Genomic DNA, 19996 nt, shown 5'->3' on the forward strand with positions numbered 1-19996 from the left:
GGGGGCTTCACTTCCCGGTGGGCAGCGGTGCGCCGGCGGCGATCGGAGACAGGCCGTCGAGCAGCAGCGCGAGGTAGCGGGACCAGCCGGTGCCGGCGGCGTCTGCGCTGGCCACCAGCATGGTGACCAGGCAGGGGAAGTCTTCCGGCGTCAGGTCCGCGCGCACCGAGCCCGCCTGCTGGGCCCTGGTCAGCACCTCGTGCAGCGGTCGCAGATAGCGGCCGGTGATGCCGGTGGTCCGGGCGTTCCCGCCGGCCAGCGCGAGCACACCGGGGTGCGTCACGAACGCGGCGGTGCATTCCGACAGCACCGTTTCCAGCGCGTGGCGCGGGTCGGGGTCGGCGGCGGCACGGCGCAGGACCGGCTCCACCCGCTGGGCGAAGTAATCCTCGAGCACCGCGGTGAGCAGGTCGTGCCTGGTGGGGAAGTGCCGGTAGAGCGTGCGGGCGCTGATCTGCGCGCGATGGGCGATCTCCTCCAGGGAAACCTCGCTGCCCAGCTCCTCGACGGCCGCACGGGCGGTGGTGACGATGGCGATCCGGTTGCGTCGGGCGTCCGCTCGCACGTGCCCGCCGATGCTCTCGTCCACCGCGCCACGCTAGCACCGGGACGATAAGTGACAGTTCTCTGACAGTTATGCCATGCTCGGTGCATGGAACTGGGCATCGTCACCTTTCCGACCGACTACGGCATCGGTCCCGTCCGCCTCGGCGAAGCAGTGGAGGAGCGCGGGTTCGGCTCGCTTTTCCTCACCGAGCACACCCACATCCCGACCAGCAGGCAGACGCCGTACCCGGTGGTCGCGGCGGAGCCGCAGCCGCTGCCCCGCCACTACTCGCACACCTTCGACCCGCTGGCCGCACTCGCCGCGATCGCCGCGGTGACCGACCGGATCGGCCTGGGGACCGCGGTGTCCCTGGTGAACCAGCACCATCCGATCACGCTGGCCAAACAGGCCGCGAGTGTCGACCGGATCTCCGGCGGGCGGCTGGAGCTGGGGGCCGGCCCGGGGTGGAACGCCGAGGAGATGGCCAACCACGGCGTCGATCCGGCCCGGCCACTGGCCCGGATGCTCGAGCACGTCGCCGCGCTGAAGGTGATCTGGGCCCACGACGAGCCGGAGTTCCACGGCGAGTTCGTCGACTTCGACCCGATCTGGTCCTGGCCCAAGCCCGTCCGGCAGCCACCGGTGCTCATCGCGGGCGTCGGGCCGAAGGTGCTGGACCGCGTGCTGAGCCACGGCGACGGCTGGCTGCCGCTCCCGTTGTTCACTGCCGAACAGCTCGGCGGACGCATCGCCGAACTGCGCCGCCGTGCCACCGAGGCCGGCCGCACAGTGCGCGTCACCCTCTACGGAGGCAGCCCGGAAGCCCTCGGCTCCTACGAACACGCAGGGGTGGACCGGGTTTTGTTCGAGCTGCCCGACCACGAGACGCCCGGCGAGGCGCTGCGCGCACTCGACCACCTGGCCGGCTTCCTCCGCTGACCGTCCACTGTGCTCGGTCACCGTCCCTGCGACGAGCGTGACGATCGGCAGGCAGGTTACCGGGAACGGCCCACCGGCCGACGCGGTGCCGGCCGGAGGGTGAACATCGCGTGCGGTCCGCCGGGCGCCGGATGCCCGGGTTGTGCCGTGCGAACCGCCGAGGCCAACGGCCGGGCACGGCCGGGGTGACCGGCGAGCCGTGTGCGTGCCTCCGGCAATCCGGCAAGATGCCTCCGGGCGCGCACCGGCTGTAGTACCCTGACGCTCGGTGATCATGATCGCGTGCGCGACGAGGAGGGGTACCGATGGACGAGGTGATCGAGCAGATCAACGCCGCTCGGCACGAGGTGGCGGCAGCCGGGTTGTTCGACCCGTGGTCGGAGGTCGTCGTCATCCTCGGGGGCCGGGACTTCAACTGACCGACGGGGCCTGAGGCCGGAAACGGGTACGCCATGCCGGTACACGTCTTCCTCGGCCCCACCTTGGCGAGTTCGGTGGCGGTGCAGGCGTTGCCGGAGGCGGTGCTGCACCCGCCGGTTGCGCACGGCGATCTGCTGCGCCTGGGATGTGCCGCCGGGGACGTGGTGGTGCTGGTCGACGGCTACTACCACCACAGCGCTTCGGTGCGGCACAAGGAGATCCTCGCATTGCTGCAGGCCGGGGTGCGGGTGGTGGGCTGTGCCAGCATGGGTGCGATCCGTGCCGCCGAGTTGCACCGGTACGGGATGACCGGCCGTGGCGCGGTCTTCGAGATGTACCGGGACGGGGTGCTCGACGCCGACGACGAAGTCGCCGTCATGCACGGCGAGGCGCCGGAGTATCGCAAGCTGACCGTTTCGCTGGTCGCCGTCCGGTACGCGGCCGAAGCGGCTCGGCGGGCCGGGGTGCTGTCCGATGCGGCGGCGCGGGCGGTGGTGGATCTCGCGCGGAGTCACCATTACACGGAACGTACTTGGGAAGCCTTGCACAGCGGTGCGGGCGACGATGTCGCACGGCTGCGGGCTTTCCTGGCCGACGACGAGCGCACCGCGGACGTCAAGGCGGCCGATGCGCTGGACGTGCTCACCGAAATCGCCAGGGGCGAGCTGCCGGGCACCGGTGCTCCCGGCGAGTGGGCGGACAACGACGACTGGCGCAACCGGTTCATCACCGAGTGGCAGACGGAGTTCTCGGTCGAACCGGTCGAGGGTACCGAGGTGTCCCTCGGTGCCACGATCCGTTACCAGCAGATCCACCTCGGCGACTTCCCGTCCCGGTGGCGGCGCTACGTGCTGGGGCACCTCGCCGGGCCCGGTCCGGAAGACGACCTGCCCGGCCGTGCACTGCGCGTGGCCGCACAGCACGGGCTGACCCCGGAATCGCTGACGGCCGAGCAGACCGGGCACTGGCTCACCCCGGCGGAGGCGGCCGGGCTGCCGCGCGCCGAGGCGCTGCTCCGCATCCTGGCCCGGTCCTACCAGCCGCAGTGCCCGCTGAGCGACCTCGCGCGTGCCGAACCCGGCGTCGGCACCGATCCCGCCGCCCGGCGTGCGGTGGCCGAGGCGGAGGTCGTCAACACCGAGGTCGCGTCGTGGGCCAGCGGGCAGGACGTCGGCCAGCTCAAACCCGCCGTGCTGCGCGAGCACCTCGCGTCGGTGTGGCGGACCGGCCCCGGCGACGAACCCGCGCTGCTGGCGGCGGCGCGGGACCGGGGATTCGCTTCACTGGCGGACGCGGTCGAAGCCGCGCGGCCGTTCTTCCTGCGCAGCCGGTTCCTGACGGCCGAGAGCGGGCGGCGATGACCCCGCCGCCGGGAGCCAAGGTCTTCTTCACCGGAACCCACCGGGTCCGCCGTCCGGCGGAGACCTGGGCCGCGATCGAGCCGTTGCTGCCCCGCTACGGCATCACCCGGATCGCCGACGTCACCGGGCTCGACGTGCTGGGGGTGCCGGTGATGATGGCGGTGCGCCCGTTGGCCCGCAGCCTCACCGTCTCGCAGGGCAAGGGCCAGACACCGCTGCTGGCCCGGATTTCCGCGGCGATGGAGTCGCTCGAACTGTGGCATGCGGAGAACGTGCCGAGATCCTTCGTCCACCGGGCGACGCCTGCCCGCGACCTCGGCCTGCCGTACCGGATCGCCGGGATCGTGTCCCACGCCGGCTCGCTGGTCACCGAACAGACTCCGCTGGACTGGGTGGACACACTCGACACCGGCAGCGGGGAGCCGGTCCCGGTGCCGTGGCCGGTGGTGCACCTGCCCGAACCGGTGCGGCCGTGGACGCCGCCCGGATTCCTGTGGAGCAGCAACGGTCTTGCTGCGGGCAACAGCCGGGCGGAAGCCGGGCTGCACGCGATCTACGAGATCATCGAACGCGATGCGCTCAGCCGGATCCCCCGCGGCGCGCGGTGGCACTACATCGATCCCGGCTCGCTCGACGACGACGTGTGCGCACCGCTGATCGACCGGGTGCGGGCGGCGGGTGCGACAGTGCGGATCACCACCGTCGACAGCAGGTTCGGCGTGCCGTGCTTCGCGGCCAGGGTGTGGAGCCAGGACTTCCCGATCGCCTGCGGCGGGTGGGGCACCCATCTCGACCCGCACGTCGCGCTGTCCCGGGCACTGACCGAGGCGGTGCAGAGCAGGCTCACCGGGATCGCGGGCAGCCGCGACGACCTGCCTGCGGTGTACCAGCGGGTGCGATTGTCCACAGAGGACCTCGTACCGGAGGAGGCCGCGACGCTGTCCTGGGCCGAGATCGAGCCGCCGGGGCCGGGTGCCTTCGACGACGTCGACGCGGAGCTGGCCTGGCTGTCCGGCCGGGTCCGGGAGGTCACCGGCACCGGGCCGCTGCTCGCGGATCTCAGCACGGCCGAGGAGTTCGCCGTGGTGAAGGTGACGATCCCGCAGACCCTGTTCGACGCGGAGTACCTGCACACCGGGCAGTGAACGCCGTCAGGCCGGATCGAGCGGGACGCGTGCGACCACTCCGGGCAGCACCGGTTCCGTCTCCGCGGTGACCGCATCGACCACGGCGGCGGCCTGCTGCTCCAGCCGTCCGGCGGCGGCGGAATCGCCCGCGGCGCGATGTGCCGCAGCCGCGGCCCGCTGCGCACGAGCCCGGTCCAGCCGGTAGCCGTATTCCTCCGCGAGCGCCTCCGCGTGACCGGCATGCGTGATCGCTTCCTGCGGATTCCCTTGTGCCAGCAGGGCAACGGACAACGCCGCATGCGCCCGGCCGCGATCCCGGGGCAGGGCTTCGGTCAGCCCCTGCGTCAAGAGCGTGGCGGCCTCGGCCGGTGCCCCGGACCGGAGGTGGCCGGCCGCCTGGCCACGGTCGATCGCCGCGACCCAGTAATCCGCCCCGCCCCGCCGGGCGAGGGTGCGGGCCTGCGCGAAATGCCCTGCGGCCGTGTCGAGGTCGTTCTCGGACAGGGCCGCGTCGCCGAGCACGACGTGGGAGCCGGTGACCAGCCAGGCCGTCTCGGCCGCCTGCGCCCAGGCCAAGGTGCGGGTGCCGAGGTCCCTGGCGACGCCGGGGCGGCCTGCCTCCACGCAGGTTTCCGCGATGTTACGCACGATTTCGGTGATACCAGGGGAGAACCGGAGCTCTGCCCAGCCCTCGAGCGCCTCGCCGAAGGTGCCCAACGCGGAGCCGAGCCGGCCCGCCCACAGGTCGCGGAAGGCGAACGCACCGGCGCACCGGATGCGCAGGTGGTGCAGCTCCTGGCGAAGGGACAGTTCCCTGGCCTGGTCCAGATTCGCGGACGCCTCGGCAACGCGGCCGAGGTGGATCTGCGTCATCCCCAGGTCGAAGAGCGTGGTGCCGCGGCCTGCCAGGTCCCCGCCGAGCCGCAGCGACTGTTCGAAGTGCGCCATCGACTCGTCGAGCCTGCCCAGCTCGCCGTAGATCGAGCCGAGCCCGGTGTGCGCCCTGGCTTCGCCGACCGGGTCGCCGGATTCCCGGAACAGCCGGGCCGCCGCCAGCATGTGCGTTTCGGCTTCGCGGTAATGGGCGTGGTGGAATTGCATACGGCTCATACTGCGGTGGATGGCGGCCTGCCCGGGCCGGTCGCCGCTGCGTTCGGCGGCGGCGAGCGCGGCGGTGAACGCGGATTGCCAGAGCGAGTCCTGCCGTCCCCGCTGCAGGTAGGGGAGCAGGGCGTAGGCCAGTTCCCAGACCGGTATCCCGGCCACCGGTGCGCACACGAGGGCGACCAGGTTCTCCGCCTCGGTCTCCAGCCAGTCCAGCGCGGCGGCGGAATCCGGCCAGTGCGCCTGTTCCGGGGAGCCGAGCAGATGCGCGTCGGGGTAGAGCAGCCGGCAGGCGGTGTAGGTCCGCTGCCGGTACCAGGCGAACAGCCGGGCCAGCGCCGCCTCGTGGTCCCCGGCCGGGTCCAGTTCGCGGGCCCGCTCCGCGGCGAATTCCTTGATGAGGTCGTGGAAGTGGAACCGGCCCGGCGCACCGGTGCCGATCAGGTTCGTGGCGGCCAGCCGGTCGAGCATCCGCCGCGCCTCGGCGGGGTCCTTGTCCGCCACCGCCGCCGCGGTGCGATCGTCGAAGTCCGGCCCCGGGATGCTGCTGAGCGTACGGAAGAACTGGGACAGGGCGGGCTTCACCGTGCTGTAGGACAGGTCGAACGCGAGCCGCACGGCGGCCTGGTCGTCGCCCTCGATCTCCATCGCGTCGAGCTTGGCGCCGGGACGGAGGCGTTCGACGTACTCGGCGATGGACCGGCTCGCCGAGACGGCCAGATTGGTCGACGCGATCCGCAGCCCGAGCGGCAGATAACCGCACGCCGCGGCGAAGGCGCCGGCCGCCGCGGGTTCCGCGGCGACGCGTTCGGCACCGACGATGTTGCCCACCATCGACCGGGCTTCCTGCGCCGATACGACACCGACCGGCAGCCGCCGGGTGCCGTCCAGCGCGACGAGGCCGCGGAGGTCGTCGCGGCTGGTGATCAGCACCGCGCAGGACGGGTCCGAGGGCAGCAGCGGCCGGACGTGCTCCGGGCTGGCCGCGTTGTCCAGCACCATCAGCACCCGGCGGCCGCTGAGCAGCGAACGCAGCAGGGCGCTCTGCTCGTCGATCTCGTGCGGAATGTGCTCCGGGACGACGCCGAGCGCACGCAGGAACCGGGCCAGCGCGTCCGTCGCGGCCAGCGGCGGGCTGGTGGCATAGCCGCGCAGGTTGACGTGCAGCACCCCGTCCGGGAACTCGCCACGCAGCTCGTGCCCGGCGTGCACGGCCAGTGCCGTCTTGCCCACGCCGGGTGCTCCGGCGAGCAGCACGATCGGGACGGCCAGCCGGTTGCCACCCGGGGTGATGACCAGCTCGCGGATCCGGGCCAGCAGGCCGGTCCGGCCGACGAAGTCGACGACGTCGGCGGGCAGCTGGAACGGCGCGGTCCAGGCCGCGGCCGGTGCGGGCACGCCGAGGTCGCCGTCGCTGAGCAGGATCTGCTGGTGCAGCCGGCGCAGCGCCTCGCCGGGGTCGATCCCAAGCTCGTCGCGCAGCAGCGCGGTGACCTTGCGGTACACGCCGAGCGCGTCGGCCTGCCTGCCCGACCGGTGCAGCGCGAGCATCAGCTGGGCCCAGAAGCGTTCGCGGAGCCGGTTCTCCTCGGTGAGCGTGTGGAGCTCACCGATCAGCTCGGCGTGCCGTCCCAGCTCCAGCTCGACGTCCATCAGCCGTTCCCAGGCCTGCAGCCGTTCCTCGGCCAGCCGGGTGGCGTCCTGTGCCTGGATCACCTCGGACTGCACATCGGCAAGCGGCACTCCCCGCCAGATCGCCAGTGCGGCCCGGAGTTCACGGGCCTCGGCCGCGGGGTCGGCGGCCGAACGGGCCCGCTCCGCGGTGGCGATCCGGGCGTGGAACCGGCCGAGGTCGACCATGTCCGGGGTGGCCGCGAGGAGGTAACCGGGCGGCTGCGTGCGGATCAGGCCACCGGCCTCGCCCAGCACGTTGCGCAACCGCATCACGTAGGCCTGTGCGGCGTTGCGGGCGCCCTTCGGCGGCTCGCCGTTCCACAGCCGGTCGATCAGTTCCTCGACCGACACCACCTGGTTCGCCCGCAGCAGCAGGCTCGCGAGCGCGATCCGGGTCTTGGCCGAGCCCAACGGGGCCGGGGTGCCTGCCACCACGGCGGACAGCGGCCCGAGGACGCCGAATTCGGGAGCCTCGACTCCGGTCAAGTACGCACCTCCCACTCTCGAGCCGGTCGCGCCGGTGCGGTCAGCGGACCACCCTGCCACCGAGGATGATCCTCTTCGGATCGGCGAGCACGCCAGGGGAGGAGGTCGGGTCTGCCTCATAGACCACCAGGTCTGCCGGCGCTCCGTCGGCCAGCCCCGGCTCCCCCAGCCACGCACGCGCGGTCCAGGACGCCGCACCGACCGCGCTCTCCGGCGGCAGCCCCGCCTTGCGCAGCCAGTCGATTTCCGTGGTGATGTTGCCGTAGGGCGCGCAATCGGTCCCGGCGAGCACGGTGACTCCCGCATCGTGGGCAGCCCGCACCACGGCGGGCATGCCGTCCCAGCCGTCGAGCAGCCAGTCGCGCAGCGTGCTCGGCTCCCGCTCGAGTGCCCTGGCGGCGATGCTCGCGAACGTGGTGAACGTGGGGACCAGCGCGGTGCCCTGGGCGGCCATCCGCTCGAGCAGCGTCAGGTCGAAGTGCATGCCGTGCTCGATGCTGTCCGCGTCGGCGAGCACCGCGTTGCGGCCGCCCTCGGCGGTCTGGCAGTGCACTGCCACCCGGCCACCGGCGTCGTGCACGGCCGCCACCGCGGCACTGAGCACCCCGAGTGAGCACGAGGCCTCACCGGGTTCCCAGTCACCGATGATCTTGCACCAGCCGGACGACGCCCCGGTCTCCTCGACCGCCGCCTCGATCAGCTCGTGCTCGCCGATTTCCCGCCCGTAGCCGGGGTAGAAGCAGCCGTTCGGGGCGAGCCACCGGCCCGCCGAGCGGATCCGCGGCAGGGTGGGGTCGGCCTCGGCCCACGCCGGGATCCGGACCGTCGAGCCCGGCACCCGCACCAGCAGCACCCCGGCGTCGCGGTGCGCTTCGAGGTGGCGGCGCAGCTTTTCGTCCGCGAACGGGTCGGACGGCCCCTCCGAACCGGGATGGGTGTGCATGTCGACCAGACCCGGCAGGATCCAGCCGCCGTCCGAGATCAGCTCGGTGCAGGTGTCCTCGCGCAGCCGGTCGCCGTCCACCACGAAGGTCCGGACCTCGCCGTCGGGCAGGGTGGTCCCGCGGACCCCGAAAACCACCGCCGACCACCTCGCGACTCTCTGCCGTGCCATGCCCTACCCGATCGGACCCTACCGGAGGATTCTGCTGCTCGGGGGCGGTTGACGGGCCGGGAAACCGGCTGTCATCGAGCTGTCATCGGCCCTCGGTAGACCTGGGGTGTACCGCTCGCGAGGTGTTCGGCCTCCGCCTGAAGCGGGCACGGCGCGTCTTTGGGGGTCACGCCGTATCCGCGGGTCGCCCCGGTCGGCGAAGCTGCGTCAGCGCGGACGCAGCGGCGGGTGAGGATGGGGCCGGCGGCGGTCGTCCTCACCCCGCCGCCGGTGCTCGACGGCCGTGCTCAAGGCCGGGCCGGGGCCGGCTGGGGGAGCGGGGTGGCGCCCTCCGGGCGCAATCCGTCGAAAATGATCGCCAGGTACCGCTTCCACAGCTCCGGCGCGGGATTCGCCAGGTTTTCGACCACGTGGACGGGCGCGCACATCAGCAGGAAGACGTCCGTTGCGGTGACGTCGGACCGGATCGTGCCCGCGGCGTGCGCCCGGTCGACCAGCGCGCCGATTCCCGCGTACAGCTCGTCCCGCACTTCGGTCACCCGTGAATCGCCTTCGCTGACCGACTGCAGGAACGTCAGGTCGTGTTGCCGGCGCTGGTCCGCGGCCACGGTCAGGAACTCGAGCAGTGCGGCCCCCGGATCCCCGGCGTCCGTCAGCCGCCGGGCGACGTCTGCGAGCGTGGCGAGGTGCCCGCAGACGATGGACGCGATCAGCTCCTCCTTGGAGGCGAAGTGCCGGAACACCGTGCCCTTCGCGATCCCTGCCCGGCGGGCGATATCCGCGATCGAGGCGGAAAGACCCCGTTCGGCGAACTCCTCCTCGGCCGCGGCCAGGAGCAGCTCACGGTTGCGGGCCGCGTCCGCGCGCAGCGGGCGAAGTGAGGACGACACCACGACAGGTTACCAAGTTGACCGGGCGGTCACCATATTGCTACCTTCGCAGGAGCAACATGACCGTCCGGTCATGTTGTCTGGACTGCGGTCCCGGCAAGGAAGCCGGGCTCCCGTCGGGTCCGACCCCAACCGGAACACTCCATTGTGGAGGATTCATGAAGCTGCACGGTGCCACCGCTCTCGTCACCGGTACGAACCGGGGAGCCGGCCACCACTTCGCCGTCGAACTGCTGCGACGCGGGGCGAAGGTCTACGCCACCGCACGTCGTCCCGAGCTCGTCGACGTCCCCGGCGCGGAAGTGGTGCGGCTGGACATCACCGACCCGTCGTCGGTCGACGCGGCCGCGAAGCTGGCCGGCGATGTCGACGTCCTGATCAACAACGCCGCGTCCACCGCGGGCGGGAACCTCGTGACCGGCGACCTGGACGCGATCCGGCAGGTGATGGACTCGAACTACTACGGCACCCTTGCGATGATCCGGGCGTTCGCCCCGGTCCTCGCGCGCAACGGCGGCGGAGCCATCCTCAACGTCCTGTCCGCGGCCGCCTGGGCCACTGTCGAGGGCAACACCGCTTACGCCGCGGCGAAATCCGCGGAATGGGGGCTGACCAACGGCGTGCGGGTCGAACTCGCCGGACAGGGCACCCTCGTCGCCGGACTTGTGCCCGGACTGATCGGCACCCGGACGCTGCTCGACTTCGCGGAAAGCGCCGGCATCAAACTCCCCGAAGACGACGTCCTCGATCCGGCCGACCTCGTGAACCTGGCCCTCGACGGGCTCGAAGCCGGCGACATCGAGATCCTGGACCGTCTTGGCGCCGACACGAAAGCAATCCTCGCCGGTCCGCCGCGCGCGCTCGACCTCTAGGACGGTCTGGCGCCACGACCCGCGGCCTCCCGGCCGGCGCAGCCCCGTCGAGTACCACGGAACGGAAACCTCGGACCTGCCGTGGCGGATCGCCGAGGGCCGCCCGGTCTTCCCCGGGCAGCTCGGCTGACAGTGTCAGGTTGTAGGGTGGTCGCATGGTCAGCCGTGCGGAATCTGCCGCTGCGACGCGGCGTGCGCTGCTGGATGCGGCCGCCGAGTTGCTGGACGGCGGTGGTCCGGAAGCGGTGACCTTGCGCGCGGTCGGGGCCCGTGCGGGGGTCAGCCGTGGCGCGCCGTACGGACACTTCCCGGACAAGGACAGCCTGCTGACCACCATCGCAGCCGAGGCACTCGACCGGCTCGCGGACGAGGTGCAGGCCGTGCGGGCCGATCCGCGGGTGCCCCCGGCCGAGACGTTGCAGCGCGGACTGACCGCGTTGCTGACGATCGGCCGCCGTCAGCCGCACCTGTACCGGCTGATGTTCACTTCCCCGTCCGGCGACCCGGCCGCGACCCGTGCGGCGAAAGCGGCTGCCGACCGTGCCATGGACGAATTCCTGGCGATCATCGGCGACCTGGTCGGCGGCAGGCACACCCGGCGGTACGCGGCACTGCTGCTGACCAGCGTGCACGGGATCACGGACATGGAGCTCAGCGGTCACCTGTCCGTGGACAAGTGGCACCTCACGGCCGAGGAACTCGTCTCGACCCTGGTGTCCATGATCGACCGGCAGGCCAAGGCCGGGTAGCCGGCCGGGACCGCGGCATTCGCCTGCACCGGCCGGAAAACGCGGCTCCGGCGGGCGGCCCACCGGATTCGTCCGAAGTGGACAGCTGTGCTCTGGCGATCGGCGGCCGGACTCTCTGCCGGGGCAGCGCCGATGGTGCGTCGGTCCGGCCGGGACCGTCAGCGTCCGGCGAAGTAGTCGGCTCCGCCCACGTAGACGGTGTGGCCGGGTGGAAGCTCGGCGGTGCCGGCGGCTGCCACTTGCTCGGCGAAGCCCGCCACCGTGGGCAAGGTGCCGACCTGGCGACGGCGTTCGGCGAGGAGACCGGGGGAGGCGCGGTCCAGCAGGAGGACGGTCGCGGTGCCCTCGATGATGTCGCCGGAGACCACGACGAAGCCGATCCCCCGGGAAGTCAGCTCGGGGATCCGGGCGCGGAGCGCGTCCTCCCCGGCACGTTTGCTCACCGCGACCGGTTCGTAGGGGCCGATGTGCCGCGCGCGGTCGTGGAAGTGCGCGAGGTGGCTGGTCACGAAGACCACGCGGGAACCCGACGGCATCAAGGGCAGTGCGCGTTCGAGGACGTCCAGCTGGGCGTCCCGGTTGAGCCGCATGGCGTAGCCGGCATCGGCGTCGCGCTCCATGCCGCCGGAGGCGTTGAGCACGAGCAGGTCGAGCCGGCCGAACTCCTCGCCGACGGTGGCCATCATGGCCGCCACCGCCGCCGGACCGGTGAGATCGGCTTGCACCGCGATCGCGGCACCGCCCGCGGTGGTGATCGTCCGGGCGACCTGCTCGGCGCGGCGGGCTTTGTCGCGGTAGTTGAGCACCACCCGGAATCCGGAAGCTCCCAGCAGTTTCGCGGTTGCCGCGCCGATACCGCGCGAGGCACCGGTGACGAGCGCCGTCCGTCTTGTCATGGTGGCTCCACAGGATTGTCGGTGTCCGGGACGGGATCTTCGGTACCGCCGGCCTTACCGGGTGCTTCCTCGGGAAGGATCGTGGCCTCGCCGCGGATCACCGTCCGGCCGTTTTCGATGGTGACGGCGAGCGCGAACCGGGATGATCCGTCCTCCTGCCGGGCCACGAGCCGTGCCGTGCAGCAGGGACTCGCGCCGAGCGGGATCGGCGCGACGAACAGCGCGCGCAGGGACCGCACGCGGGACTGCGGTGCGAGAGTGGTCACCAGCCTGCCGAGGTAGGCCATACCCAGCATCCCGTGGGCGATGACGTCGTCGAAACCGGCCCGGCGGGCTGCCGCACCATCCAAGTGGAGGGCGTTGCGGTCCCCGGACGCGGTGGCGAAGTCCGCCAGCGTGCGACGCGAGACCGCGGGCAGCCGGAGTTCGTGCGCGGTCACCGGGGCCGCACCGCGATGACCTGGTGCAGCGACGCCACGGGTACGCCGCCGCGGCTGACCTCCGAATCCTGCTCCAGGAATTCGAGGTGTCCCGCTCGGTGCCTGCGCACCGAGCTGATCCGCCCGCGGAAGACGAGGTCTTCCCCGGCGTGCGCCGTGGTGTGGAAGACGAACGACTGCTCGGTGTGCAGGACATCGGCCGGCGCGACGCCGATCGTGCTGAACAGCTGGGGGCTCCGCAGCTCCAGCTCGATTCCGAAGAGCAGGGTCGGGGTGAGCAGGAGATCGGGATATCCGGCGGCGCGTGCCGCGGCGATGTCGAGGTGCACGTCGCGCTCCTCGCCGATCGCCCTGGCGAACTCGCGGGCTCTGTCCCGGCTGACGACGGTGCCGACCGCGGGCAGCGCCCGTCCGGCCAGCGCGGGGTCGAGAAGCGTGGCGGGCCGAGGGAGTTGGGTCACCCCGCCGACGGTAGGCGAGCCCGCGCTTCGGCCCGCTGTCCCGATGCCCTGCCAGATGGGCTACTTCATCCGGGTCTTACCGGGCGCGGCACCGGAGGACGACGATCGCCGTGACGACCCGACGATCCGACTGGGGGCCCGCGACCATGCCGCACATCACCGAGACCATCACGATCCCTGCGTCCGCCGACGCGGTTTTCGCGCTGGTCTCAGACATCACCAACCTGCCCGAGTGGGTGGAGGAGTTCACCGCTGTCTCCCCGGACGGCGACGGGTGGCGCGCCGACACCGTGCACGGTGCGGTCCGGCTGACCGTGACGGTGGACAAGCCGAGCCGGGTGGTGGACTTCCGCGTCGATTCGCCCTTCGGCGTGCACGAGGCCTTCACCCGGGTGCTGCCGGCGGGGGACGAGGCGGAGTTCCTCTACACCCGGCTGGTCAAGACGGCCGACGAGGCGCGGGCGGAGACGCTGCGCACGACGGCGGGCACCCGCCTGCAGACCCTGCTCGATCTGGTCGGCGCCGCGGCCGGCGGGTGAGCGGACAAGTCCGGACGAGGGGGCGGGCCATCGCGGTCCGCCCCCTCGTCGTGCGTGCCGGTCAGGGACGCACGGCCATGCTCTTGGCGATCTGCTCCGGGTCGGCCAGCGCGACGACCTTGGCGATCAGCCCCGGGAAGAGCTCTTCCAGTTCACTGCGCAACGAGAGGTAGCAGTGGGTGCCGACCGTACGGGTGAACGTGATTCCCGATGCCCGAAGCACCTTCGCATGGTGGCTGAGCGTGGAACGCACCACCGGGAAGTGCTGGAACTCCCCGACGCCGTGCTCCTGCCCGTCCGACAGTGAGCAGACGATGCTGAGCCGGATGGGGTCGCTGAGTGCAGTCAATACCCCCGTCAGTGTGATCTCGCTGGGCTCTGGGTGACGCTGTGGCCTCATGCCCCTACTATAGCTGACATCCGTCGAAGGTCATCGAAATTCGACCCATTGGGGGGTTCATGAGACGTCTCTTCCCGCTCACGTTCGGCATGTTCGTGATCGGGCTCGACGCGTTCGTGCTGTCGGGTCTGCTTCCGGGGATGGCGCAGTCGCTGGGTACCTCGGTCGCGTCGGTCGGCCAGGTCGCCACGGCGTTCACCTTCGCCTACGCGATCGGATCGCCGTTGATGGCGGTGGCCACCGCCGGGATGGACCGGAGGAAGGTCGCCCTGTTCGCGCTCGCGGTGTTCGGTCTTGCGAACGCGGTGAGCGCGCTGGCACCCGCACTGTGGGTGCTGATCCTGATCCGGATCGTCGCCGGCGTCTTCGGCGGGCTCTTTTCCCCTGCCGCGGTGTCGTCCGCGGTTTCGATCGTGGGCCCGCAGAAGATGGGGCGCGCGATCTCCACTGTCATGGCCGGGCTCGCGCTGTCCACTGTGGCCGGTGTGCCGGTCGGGGTGCTCGTCGGAGCGCATTTCGGGTGGCGGGCCACCATGTGGATGATCGCCGCGCTCACGCTGGTGGCACTGGTGGCGGTCGCGGCAGGCGTGCCGACGGTGAGCGCACCACCGCCACCGGGGCTCAAGGCGCGGGTCGGGGTGCTGTTCGACGCGCGGGTGTCCGGCCGGATCGGGATCATGCTCCTGTTCGGGATCGCGCAGATGGGCCTGGTCTATACCTATCTGGCGGTGATCCTCGCGCACAGCGGGCACGTCAGCACCGGGCTGCTGCCGGTGTACCTGCTCGTCGCGGGGATCGCCTCGTTCGCGGGCAACACGCTCGTGGGCAGGCTGCTCGACCGCGGGATCACGCCGCCGAGGCTGCTGGGGTTCGCGCTGGGCGGGCTGGCGGTCGTACTGGCCGCGATTCCGGTGGCGGCAACGAATCCGGTGGGCATCGTGGTGGTGCTGCTGCTGTGGGGGCTCGCCGTCGGGAACGTCCAGGTCCCGTTGCAGTTCCAGCTCGCCGCCGCGGTTCCGCAGCACGCGTCGATCGTGGTCTCGCTGCTGAACTCGGCGCTCTACCTCGGGACGGCGGTCGGCGCGGCGGTCGGCGGCGTCGTGCTGGCGAGTGCCGGCCCCGGTCCGCTCGGGCCCATCGCGGCGGCAGTGGTCGTGGTGGCATTTGTGCTGAATGTCGTTTTCGCGGTTCGCGCGGCGAAGAAGCCGCAGGCGGCGAAGGGAGAGGAAGGGGCCGCCGAAGCGTCCGTATCGTGAGAAAACGTGGAATGAGCGCGCCGCCGCTCAATACTGTGAATGGGAAATGTGGGGGAATCGCCAGTCACGGCGGATTTCGGCCGTGCGGTCAACTGGCCGCGGCAGCGTCGCCGTTCGGTGGCCGGTCCGGGTGGGTGAATACGGGGATACCGGTTCTCCTGTCCCGCTGGGCGGTTTCCTCGGCGGTATTCCGGTGAGGAAAACGATGCGTCCGACTGGGGAGAGGTAGATCGCCATGGCAGCACGTGGGTTCTGGGAAAGATCGGGCCAGTGCGTTCCCGGCACTGAGACCGGCCGGGCGGGGGAGCGGGCATGAGAGCGCTGGTATCGACGCCGCCCGTGCATCCGGACGGCCTCGGAGCGCGAGAGCTCAACGTGGTGATCGCGGTACGCAGCGAGGTGAAGCGGTACGGGCTGGAGCGCATCGTGCGGTCGGTGTCTTCCGTGCGGTGGCTGGAAATGCACGACTGCCCGCTGGATCTGGCCGGGACGCTCGATCGGCCGTTCGACATTCTGGTGGTGTCCTTCGACGAGGTCGTCGACGCCGATGCGTGGGCGACGGTCGACGCGATGCGCGGGCGAGGCGCCAAGGTCCTGTACCTGCTCGACGAGTTCGGCGACGACGACATCGCGCGCCTGGACGATCTGCGCGATTGCGGCTTCCTGTACGTGAACGATCTCGACGTCGACACGGTGCGGGGTGCGCTCGTCCAGCTGCGCAACGGGCAGACCCCGTTGCCGGCGCGGCTGGCGCAGGGATTGCTGGCCCAGGCACGCGGCAGCGGCCAGGCCGGACCCGATCCGTCGCCCGCGAAGCTGACTCCGCGGGAGCGGGAGGTCCTCGCGCTGCTCGTGGAGGGACTCAGCAACAAGCAGATCGCGCGGCGGCTGGTCATCTCCGAACACGGGGTGAAGCGGCTCGTGAGCAATATCCTGGCCAAGCTCAACGCCCCGAACCGCACCCAGGCGGTCGCACGGGCGCTGCGCGAAGGCCTGTGACGCACCGGGTTCCGGGTGCGTTCTGCAGTAAGTACCAGTGCCACGAAGGAAAACGGTGCCGGCCGGGTGGATCTTCCGCCACCCGGCCGGCACCGTTTTCGTGTCCGGCCGGCAACTGGGACTGTGCTTGGTGTTGCGCTCGGATGTCGAGAAGGACGTTGTGCAGGTTGGCGATCCCGGACACCTGGCCGGGGATCACCAGCCGGTGCTCCCCGGGTGCCTGCCCGGCACCGGATTGCGCGACATCCCTCAGCGAGCCGCCGGGGTGTGCTGTTTCGGCGGTTCCACGGCGGTATCCGGGACGCCCTGTGCTCGCTGTTGTGCGGCAAGGGCTTTGGCGAGGAAATCCGCCCGGTGATCGGCGACCCAGTTCGCGGATGCCTCGGCGCGATCGGCCGAGCCGTCGAAGCGGGGGATCACGAAACGGGCCAGCAGCTCGAAACTGTGCAGCACCGCCGCCCGCGGGGCCCAGTCCTGGACGTTCACGAGCAGCTGCCCGAGTCCGCCGGTCACCTCGTGGATTGCCGCGATCGCGGCCACCGCGTCCTCGACCGAGCCGATGATCGCCGAATGCGACGCGATCGACTCCGCCAGCAGTGCCCGTGCTTCGCCGCGATCCCGCGGCGGGGTCACCGGCAGGCCGAGTGTCCTGCCCCAGTACCCGAGCCGGTATGCGGTCCAGCCGTCCAGTACGTCTTCGATCGCCTGCTCCCGTGAGTCGGCGAGGTGCACCGGCAGGGTGATCCGCCATCGGTCACGGTCGGCTGCGCGGCCGGCCTCGTCCGCCGCGGAAACCAGGTGATCCCACTGCTCGCGGAGGTTGCCGGGGTCGGTGCCGGGACGGGGCGCGCCGAAGGAGACCGGGCTGAGCCCGTGCTTGCCGGCGAGGCGCATGCTGAACGGGGACGACGCGCTGGAGATCGCGAGCTCGATCGGCCTGCCGCCGAACGGGCCGAGTTGCAGGCGCGCGTCGTGGAGTTCGAACCAGCCCGCGGTGGCGGTCAGCGGTTCTTCGGTGCTCAGCAGGTGCCGGATCGTCTCGATCGACTCCGCGGTACGGGTTCTGGTGACCCCGGGGTCGATGCCGAGCATGTGCATGTCCGACGGGAGTGAGCCGGCACCGACCCCGAGGATGAACCGGCCGCGGGTCAGGTGGTGCAGCTGCACCGCGCGGGAGGCCACCATGAACGGGTGGTGGTAGGGGAGGCTGACCACACCGGTCGCCAGCCGCAGGTGCTTCGTGTGCTCGGCCACCGAGGCGAGGAACAGCTCCGGTGAGCTGATCAGTCCCCAGCCCGCGGAGTGGTGCTCGCCCACCCAGAGTTCGTCGTAGCCCAGCGCGTCCAGCCATTCGGCGAGCTCGCGGTCCCGCCAGAGCACGGTGGCCGGATTCTCCCCCGGCGGATGCAGGGGCGAGAGGAAGGCGCCGAAGCGCAACCGCGGGACGGTCATCGGGATTCCTTTCGGTAGACGGGAGGAAGTCACCAGTTCGCGCTCTTCTCGAACTCCGTCGGCGCGGTCTCCACCGCGGGGTCCGGCGTCGTCGGTTCCGCGCGGTCGAATCGTGCACGCCAGATCTCCAGCGCGCGTTGCGCCTGCGCGGGATGCCCGTCGAAGATGCGCTCCAGCACTTCGCGGGCGTGCTCGGCGCCGGTGATCTTGCGGGTGTGCTCCTCACCGGGCCGCGCGGTGACGAGGATCTTGTTGATCAGGGTGAGCTTGCCCGCCGGCAGCGTGCGTGCGCAGATCAACGTGCTCATCACCTGGGAACGGCTGCCGGGACTAGCGAGGTAGTCGAGCGCGGACTGGAACTCCTCCACCGGCCGGGCACGCGGGTGGAACCGGTACAGCGGCACCGCCACGCCGTCGTTGCCCCGCCTGCTCATGACCCAGTCGACACCCCGGCGGGTGGCCTGGAAGACCCAGCCGCGCTGTTCGTGCGGCTGTTCGTCGAAGGGCAGCGGTTCGATGAAGGTGTCGTGCGAGAAACTCACGTCGACGAGCCAGTCCTGCCCGTCCAGCCGGACGACGAGGAGCATGTGCGCCAGCACCGACGAGTATTCGCGGTGCTGGGGGCGCCACATGTAGGCACCCGCGACCGTCGTGGTGAACCCGATTTCCCGGAGCACGCGGGCGAAGAGAGTGTGGTTTTCGAAGCAGGCACCGCCCTTCCGGTGCGTCACCAGCTTGTCGATCAGCAGGTCTTCGTCGAGCCGGATCCGGCCGTCGATGGCGCCGAGCGAGTCGAACGGGACGGCGAGCGCATGCGCGCGGCACAGTGCGCGCAGGCTTTCGAGCGTCGGTTCGACCGGTCCGGTGAAGCCGATGCGGCCGAGGTAGTCGTGGAGCAGGGACAAGGCGATCTTCCTTCCTGCGGAAGCGGCGTCGGCTGATCAGACGGTCGTAAACGCGGCAGCCGCCGTCGCGAGCAACGGCCGGATCTCGGGCTGGCCGAGTGCCAGCACCTCGAACTCCGGCCGGGGTGCGCCGCCGTCCGCACCCGCCCGCGGCGACCGGTTCACCGCACCGAGCTGAAGGTCCTGGAACGCCTCGATGAACGGACGGCGGATCTGTTCGAACCTGTCGAACGCGGGGTGGTCCGCGGCGGACCAGTCGGCGCGGAGAGCTTCGGCCACCGCGAAGGCGTCCTGGAACGCGGTGTTCAGTCCCTGGCCGCCGAACGCGTGGAGCCCGTGCGCGCTGTCGCCGAGGAGCAGGACGTTGCCTGCCCGCCAGCGCGCCGAGCGCACGATGTGGTGCTGGACGCGGCGGACCTGGTCCCACGAGGTGATCGCGGAGCGTGCCAGCGGTGCCAGCCGCGGCACCACCGTGGAGAACTGCCGCACGAGCCCGTCGATCGGACCGTCGGCGACGGCGCCGAGCACCGCCGGATCGGTGATCCAGACGAGGACGAGCGTGTCCGGGCCACGACGGGTTTCCAGCAGGTACCCGTGCGGGCCGAAATGGGCGCGTGCCCGGCCGTCCCAGTCCGCCGGGATCGGCACCGGCACGTCGAGGTAGCCACCGCTGACCGGCACCACCTCGGCCTCGATCCCGGCGAGTTCCCGGGTCGTGGAGAACTTGCCGTCGGCGGCGATCACGTAGCGGGCGGTCAGGACGGCGTCGCCCTCGGGCACCCGCACCTCGACGGCCCGTTCGCGGTCGCCGCGGCCGGCCAGACCGGTCACCTCGGCGTGGTACACGATCTCCACAGTGGACAGTTCGGCGAGTGCGGCCAGCAGCGTCGCCCGGACGGCTTCACCCGGGATGGACAGCGCGAACGGCAGCGGGCTCCCGGCGAGCTCCGAGTAGTCCTGCGCCGAGACCAGGGTCGCGTCCACCCGGACCTCGGCTCCGCTGATCCGCCCGCCCGCGTCCTCCAGCGGGCCCAGCAGATCCAAGCGGGACAACAGGTCCAGCGTCACCGGTTGCACGATGGTGGCGCCGGGGCGGGGCGCGCCCTCCGGTGGTTGCGCGGCCCGCCGTTCGAGCACCACGACCCGCTTGCCCTGCCTGCCCAGCAGCAGCGCCAGCAGCAGGCCGACCGGGCCCGCGCCGATCACGGCGGCGTCCGGCGACTTCGACTTCGGCAAGGGCATGGCGTGCTCCGTTCCACGGGCGAAGGGTGTGCCGCGCCAGCCTGTCCGGGAAACGCCGATCCGGTAAGGCCCGTGCGGGCTGGCTGAGCGGCCCTGATCCGCGGGCGAGCCGGTGATACCCGA

The 19996-nt window shown here is 71.3% G+C and carries 19 protein-coding genes; 8 read left to right on the forward strand and 11 right to left on the reverse strand.

Features of this window, described 5'->3' with window-relative positions; all coding sequences use genetic code 11:
• Window positions 1-7 precede the first annotated feature (7 nt).
• Window positions 8-589, reverse strand: coding sequence for a TetR/AcrR family transcriptional regulator (locus ABD793_RS28730; RefSeq protein WP_344865564.1), 582 nt, complete (start codon window positions 587-589; stop codon window positions 8-10).
• A gap of 63 nt (window positions 590-652) precedes the next feature.
• Between ABD793_RS28730 and ABD793_RS28735 the strand changes: the two genes are divergently transcribed.
• The 3 genes from ABD793_RS28735 to ABD793_RS28745 all read left to right on the forward strand — a co-directional run bounded on the left by ABD793_RS28735 (window position 653) and on the right by ABD793_RS28745 (window position 4412).
• Window positions 653-1486 (forward strand): LLM class F420-dependent oxidoreductase, encoded by an 834-nt coding sequence (locus ABD793_RS28735; protein ID WP_344865566.1) that lies wholly within the window; start codon window positions 653-655, stop codon window positions 1484-1486.
• 452 nt (window positions 1487-1938) lie between these two features.
• Window positions 1939-3267, forward strand: a complete 1329-nt coding sequence (locus tag ABD793_RS28740; protein ID WP_344865568.1) for a TfuA-like protein — start codon at window positions 1939-1941, stop codon at window positions 3265-3267.
• On the forward strand, window positions 3264-4412 hold the full coding sequence (locus ABD793_RS28745) for a YcaO-like family protein (protein WP_344865570.1): 1149 nt from the start codon (window positions 3264-3266) through the stop codon (window positions 4410-4412). Before ABD793_RS28740 ends, ABD793_RS28745 begins: the two co-directional genes overlap by 4 nt.
• Before the next feature lie 6 nt (window positions 4413-4418).
• Here the strand turns inward: ABD793_RS28745 and ABD793_RS28750 are convergent, their stop codons facing one another.
• The 3 genes from ABD793_RS28750 to ABD793_RS28760 form a co-directional block, all read right to left on the reverse strand.
• Window positions 4419-7658 carry an AfsR/SARP family transcriptional regulator gene (locus ABD793_RS28750; RefSeq protein ID WP_344865572.1) on the reverse strand — a complete coding sequence of 1080 codons (3240 nt, stop codon included), beginning with the start codon at window positions 7656-7658 and terminating at the stop codon, window positions 4419-4421.
• Between the two features lie 40 nt (window positions 7659-7698).
• The gene (locus ABD793_RS28755; protein WP_344865574.1) at window positions 7699-8739 is read right to left on the reverse strand and encodes an amidohydrolase family protein; all 1041 of its coding nucleotides are present in this window, start codon (window positions 8737-8739) and stop codon (window positions 7699-7701) included.
• 320 nt (window positions 8740-9059) lie between these two features.
• Window positions 9060-9662: a TetR/AcrR family transcriptional regulator gene (locus ABD793_RS28760; protein ID WP_344865576.1), complete on the reverse strand. Its 603-nt coding sequence runs from the start codon at window positions 9660-9662 to the stop codon at window positions 9060-9062.
• 158 nt (window positions 9663-9820) lie between these two features.
• Between ABD793_RS28760 and ABD793_RS28765 the strand changes: the two genes are divergently transcribed.
• On the forward strand, window positions 9821-10534 hold the full coding sequence (locus tag ABD793_RS28765) for an SDR family NAD(P)-dependent oxidoreductase (RefSeq protein ID WP_344865578.1): 714 nt from the start codon (window positions 9821-9823) through the stop codon (window positions 10532-10534).
• Window positions 10535-10689: 155 nt separating this feature from the next.
• Window positions 10690-11283: a TetR/AcrR family transcriptional regulator gene (locus ABD793_RS28770; RefSeq protein WP_344865580.1), complete on the forward strand. Its 594-nt coding sequence runs from the start codon at window positions 10690-10692 to the stop codon at window positions 11281-11283.
• 158 nt (window positions 11284-11441) lie between these two features.
• Here the strand turns inward: ABD793_RS28770 and ABD793_RS28775 are convergent, their stop codons facing one another.
• The 3 genes from ABD793_RS28775 to ABD793_RS28785 are packed head-to-tail and all read right to left on the reverse strand — an operon-like array spanning window position 11442 to window position 13080.
• A complete protein-coding gene (locus ABD793_RS28775) occupies window positions 11442-12179 on the reverse strand; it encodes an SDR family oxidoreductase (protein ID WP_344865582.1) in 738 nt (245 codons plus the stop codon).
• A complete protein-coding gene (locus tag ABD793_RS28780; protein WP_344865584.1) occupies window positions 12176-12619 on the reverse strand; it encodes a MaoC/PaaZ C-terminal domain-containing protein in 444 nt (147 codons plus the stop codon). Before ABD793_RS28780 ends, ABD793_RS28775 begins: the two co-directional genes overlap by 4 nt.
• A complete protein-coding gene (locus tag ABD793_RS28785) occupies window positions 12616-13080 on the reverse strand; it encodes an FAS1-like dehydratase domain-containing protein (protein ID WP_344865586.1) in 465 nt (154 codons plus the stop codon). Before ABD793_RS28785 ends, ABD793_RS28780 begins: the two co-directional genes overlap by 4 nt.
• Window positions 13081-13190: 110 nt before the next feature.
• Between ABD793_RS28785 and ABD793_RS28790 the strand changes: the two genes are divergently transcribed.
• Window positions 13191-13619 carry an SRPBCC family protein gene (locus ABD793_RS28790; protein ID WP_344865588.1) on the forward strand — a complete coding sequence of 143 codons (429 nt, stop codon included), beginning with the start codon at window positions 13191-13193 and terminating at the stop codon, window positions 13617-13619.
• A 61-nt stretch (window positions 13620-13680) separates the two neighbouring features.
• On the opposite strand, the gene ABD793_RS28795 is transcribed toward ABD793_RS28790, so the two are convergent.
• The gene (locus tag ABD793_RS28795; protein ID WP_344865590.1) at window positions 13681-14019 is read right to left on the reverse strand and encodes an ArsR/SmtB family transcription factor; all 339 of its coding nucleotides are present in this window, start codon (window positions 14017-14019) and stop codon (window positions 13681-13683) included.
• A 59-nt stretch (window positions 14020-14078) separates the two neighbouring features.
• Between ABD793_RS28795 and ABD793_RS28800 the strand changes: the two genes are divergently transcribed.
• Window positions 14079-15275, forward strand: a complete 1197-nt coding sequence (locus ABD793_RS28800) for an MFS transporter (RefSeq protein WP_344865592.1) — start codon at window positions 14079-14081, stop codon at window positions 15273-15275.
• A 312-nt stretch (window positions 15276-15587) separates the two neighbouring features.
• Window positions 15588-16274, forward strand: a complete 687-nt coding sequence (locus ABD793_RS28805; RefSeq protein WP_344865594.1) for a helix-turn-helix transcriptional regulator — start codon at window positions 15588-15590, stop codon at window positions 16272-16274.
• Between the two features lie 249 nt (window positions 16275-16523).
• Here ABD793_RS28805 and ABD793_RS28810 read toward each other — a convergent pair whose 3' ends face one another.
• From ABD793_RS28810 to ABD793_RS28820, 3 genes are read right to left on the reverse strand one after another with little or no spacing between them, the layout of a single operon-like run.
• The gene (locus tag ABD793_RS28810) at window positions 16524-17726 is read right to left on the reverse strand and encodes an LLM class flavin-dependent oxidoreductase (protein WP_344865596.1); all 1203 of its coding nucleotides are present in this window, start codon (window positions 17724-17726) and stop codon (window positions 16524-16526) included.
• 29 nt (window positions 17727-17755) lie between these two features.
• Entirely contained in the window at window positions 17756-18631 is an 876-nt protein-coding gene (locus ABD793_RS28815) for an arylamine N-acetyltransferase family protein (protein ID WP_344865598.1), read from the reverse strand.
• Window positions 18632-18667: 36 nt separating this feature from the next.
• Entirely contained in the window at window positions 18668-19873 is a 1206-nt protein-coding gene (locus ABD793_RS28820) for an FAD-dependent oxidoreductase (protein WP_344865599.1), read from the reverse strand.
• Between the last annotated feature and the right edge of the window lie 123 nt (window positions 19874-19996).

Origin of the sequence: Amycolatopsis ultiminotia (assembly GCF_039536925.1) — a bacterium.
Lineage (GTDB): Bacteria > Actinomycetota > Actinomycetes > Mycobacteriales > Pseudonocardiaceae > Amycolatopsis > Amycolatopsis ultiminotia.

Coding starts and splice junctions, on each gene's coding strand:
- ABD793_RS28735 (WP_344865566.1), top strand. CDS start 653: ATGGAACTGGGCATCGTCACCTTTCCGACCGACTACGGCATCGGTCCC.
- ABD793_RS28740 (WP_344865568.1), top strand. CDS start 1,939: ATGCCGGTACACGTCTTCCTCGGCCCCACCTTGGCGAGTTCGGTGGCG.
- ABD793_RS28745 (WP_344865570.1), top strand. CDS start 3,264: ATGACCCCGCCGCCGGGAGCCAAGGTCTTCTTCACCGGAACCCACCGG.
- ABD793_RS28765 (WP_344865578.1), top strand. CDS start 9,821: ATGAAGCTGCACGGTGCCACCGCTCTCGTCACCGGTACGAACCGGGGA.
- ABD793_RS28770 (WP_344865580.1), top strand. CDS start 10,690: ATGGTCAGCCGTGCGGAATCTGCCGCTGCGACGCGGCGTGCGCTGCTG.
- ABD793_RS28775 (WP_344865582.1), bottom strand. CDS start 12,179: ATGACAAGACGGACGGCGCTCGTCACCGGTGCCTCGCGCGGTATCGGC.
- ABD793_RS28795 (WP_344865590.1), bottom strand. CDS start 14,019: ATGAGGCCACAGCGTCACCCAGAGCCCAGCGAGATCACACTGACGGGG.
- ABD793_RS28800 (WP_344865592.1), top strand. CDS start 14,079: ATGAGACGTCTCTTCCCGCTCACGTTCGGCATGTTCGTGATCGGGCTC.
- ABD793_RS28805 (WP_344865594.1), top strand. CDS start 15,588: ATGAGAGCGCTGGTATCGACGCCGCCCGTGCATCCGGACGGCCTCGGA.
- ABD793_RS28810 (WP_344865596.1), bottom strand. CDS start 17,726: ATGACCGTCCCGCGGTTGCGCTTCGGCGCCTTCCTCTCGCCCCTGCAT.
- ABD793_RS28820 (WP_344865599.1), bottom strand. CDS start 19,873: ATGCCCTTGCCGAAGTCGAAGTCGCCGGACGCCGCCGTGATCGGCGCG.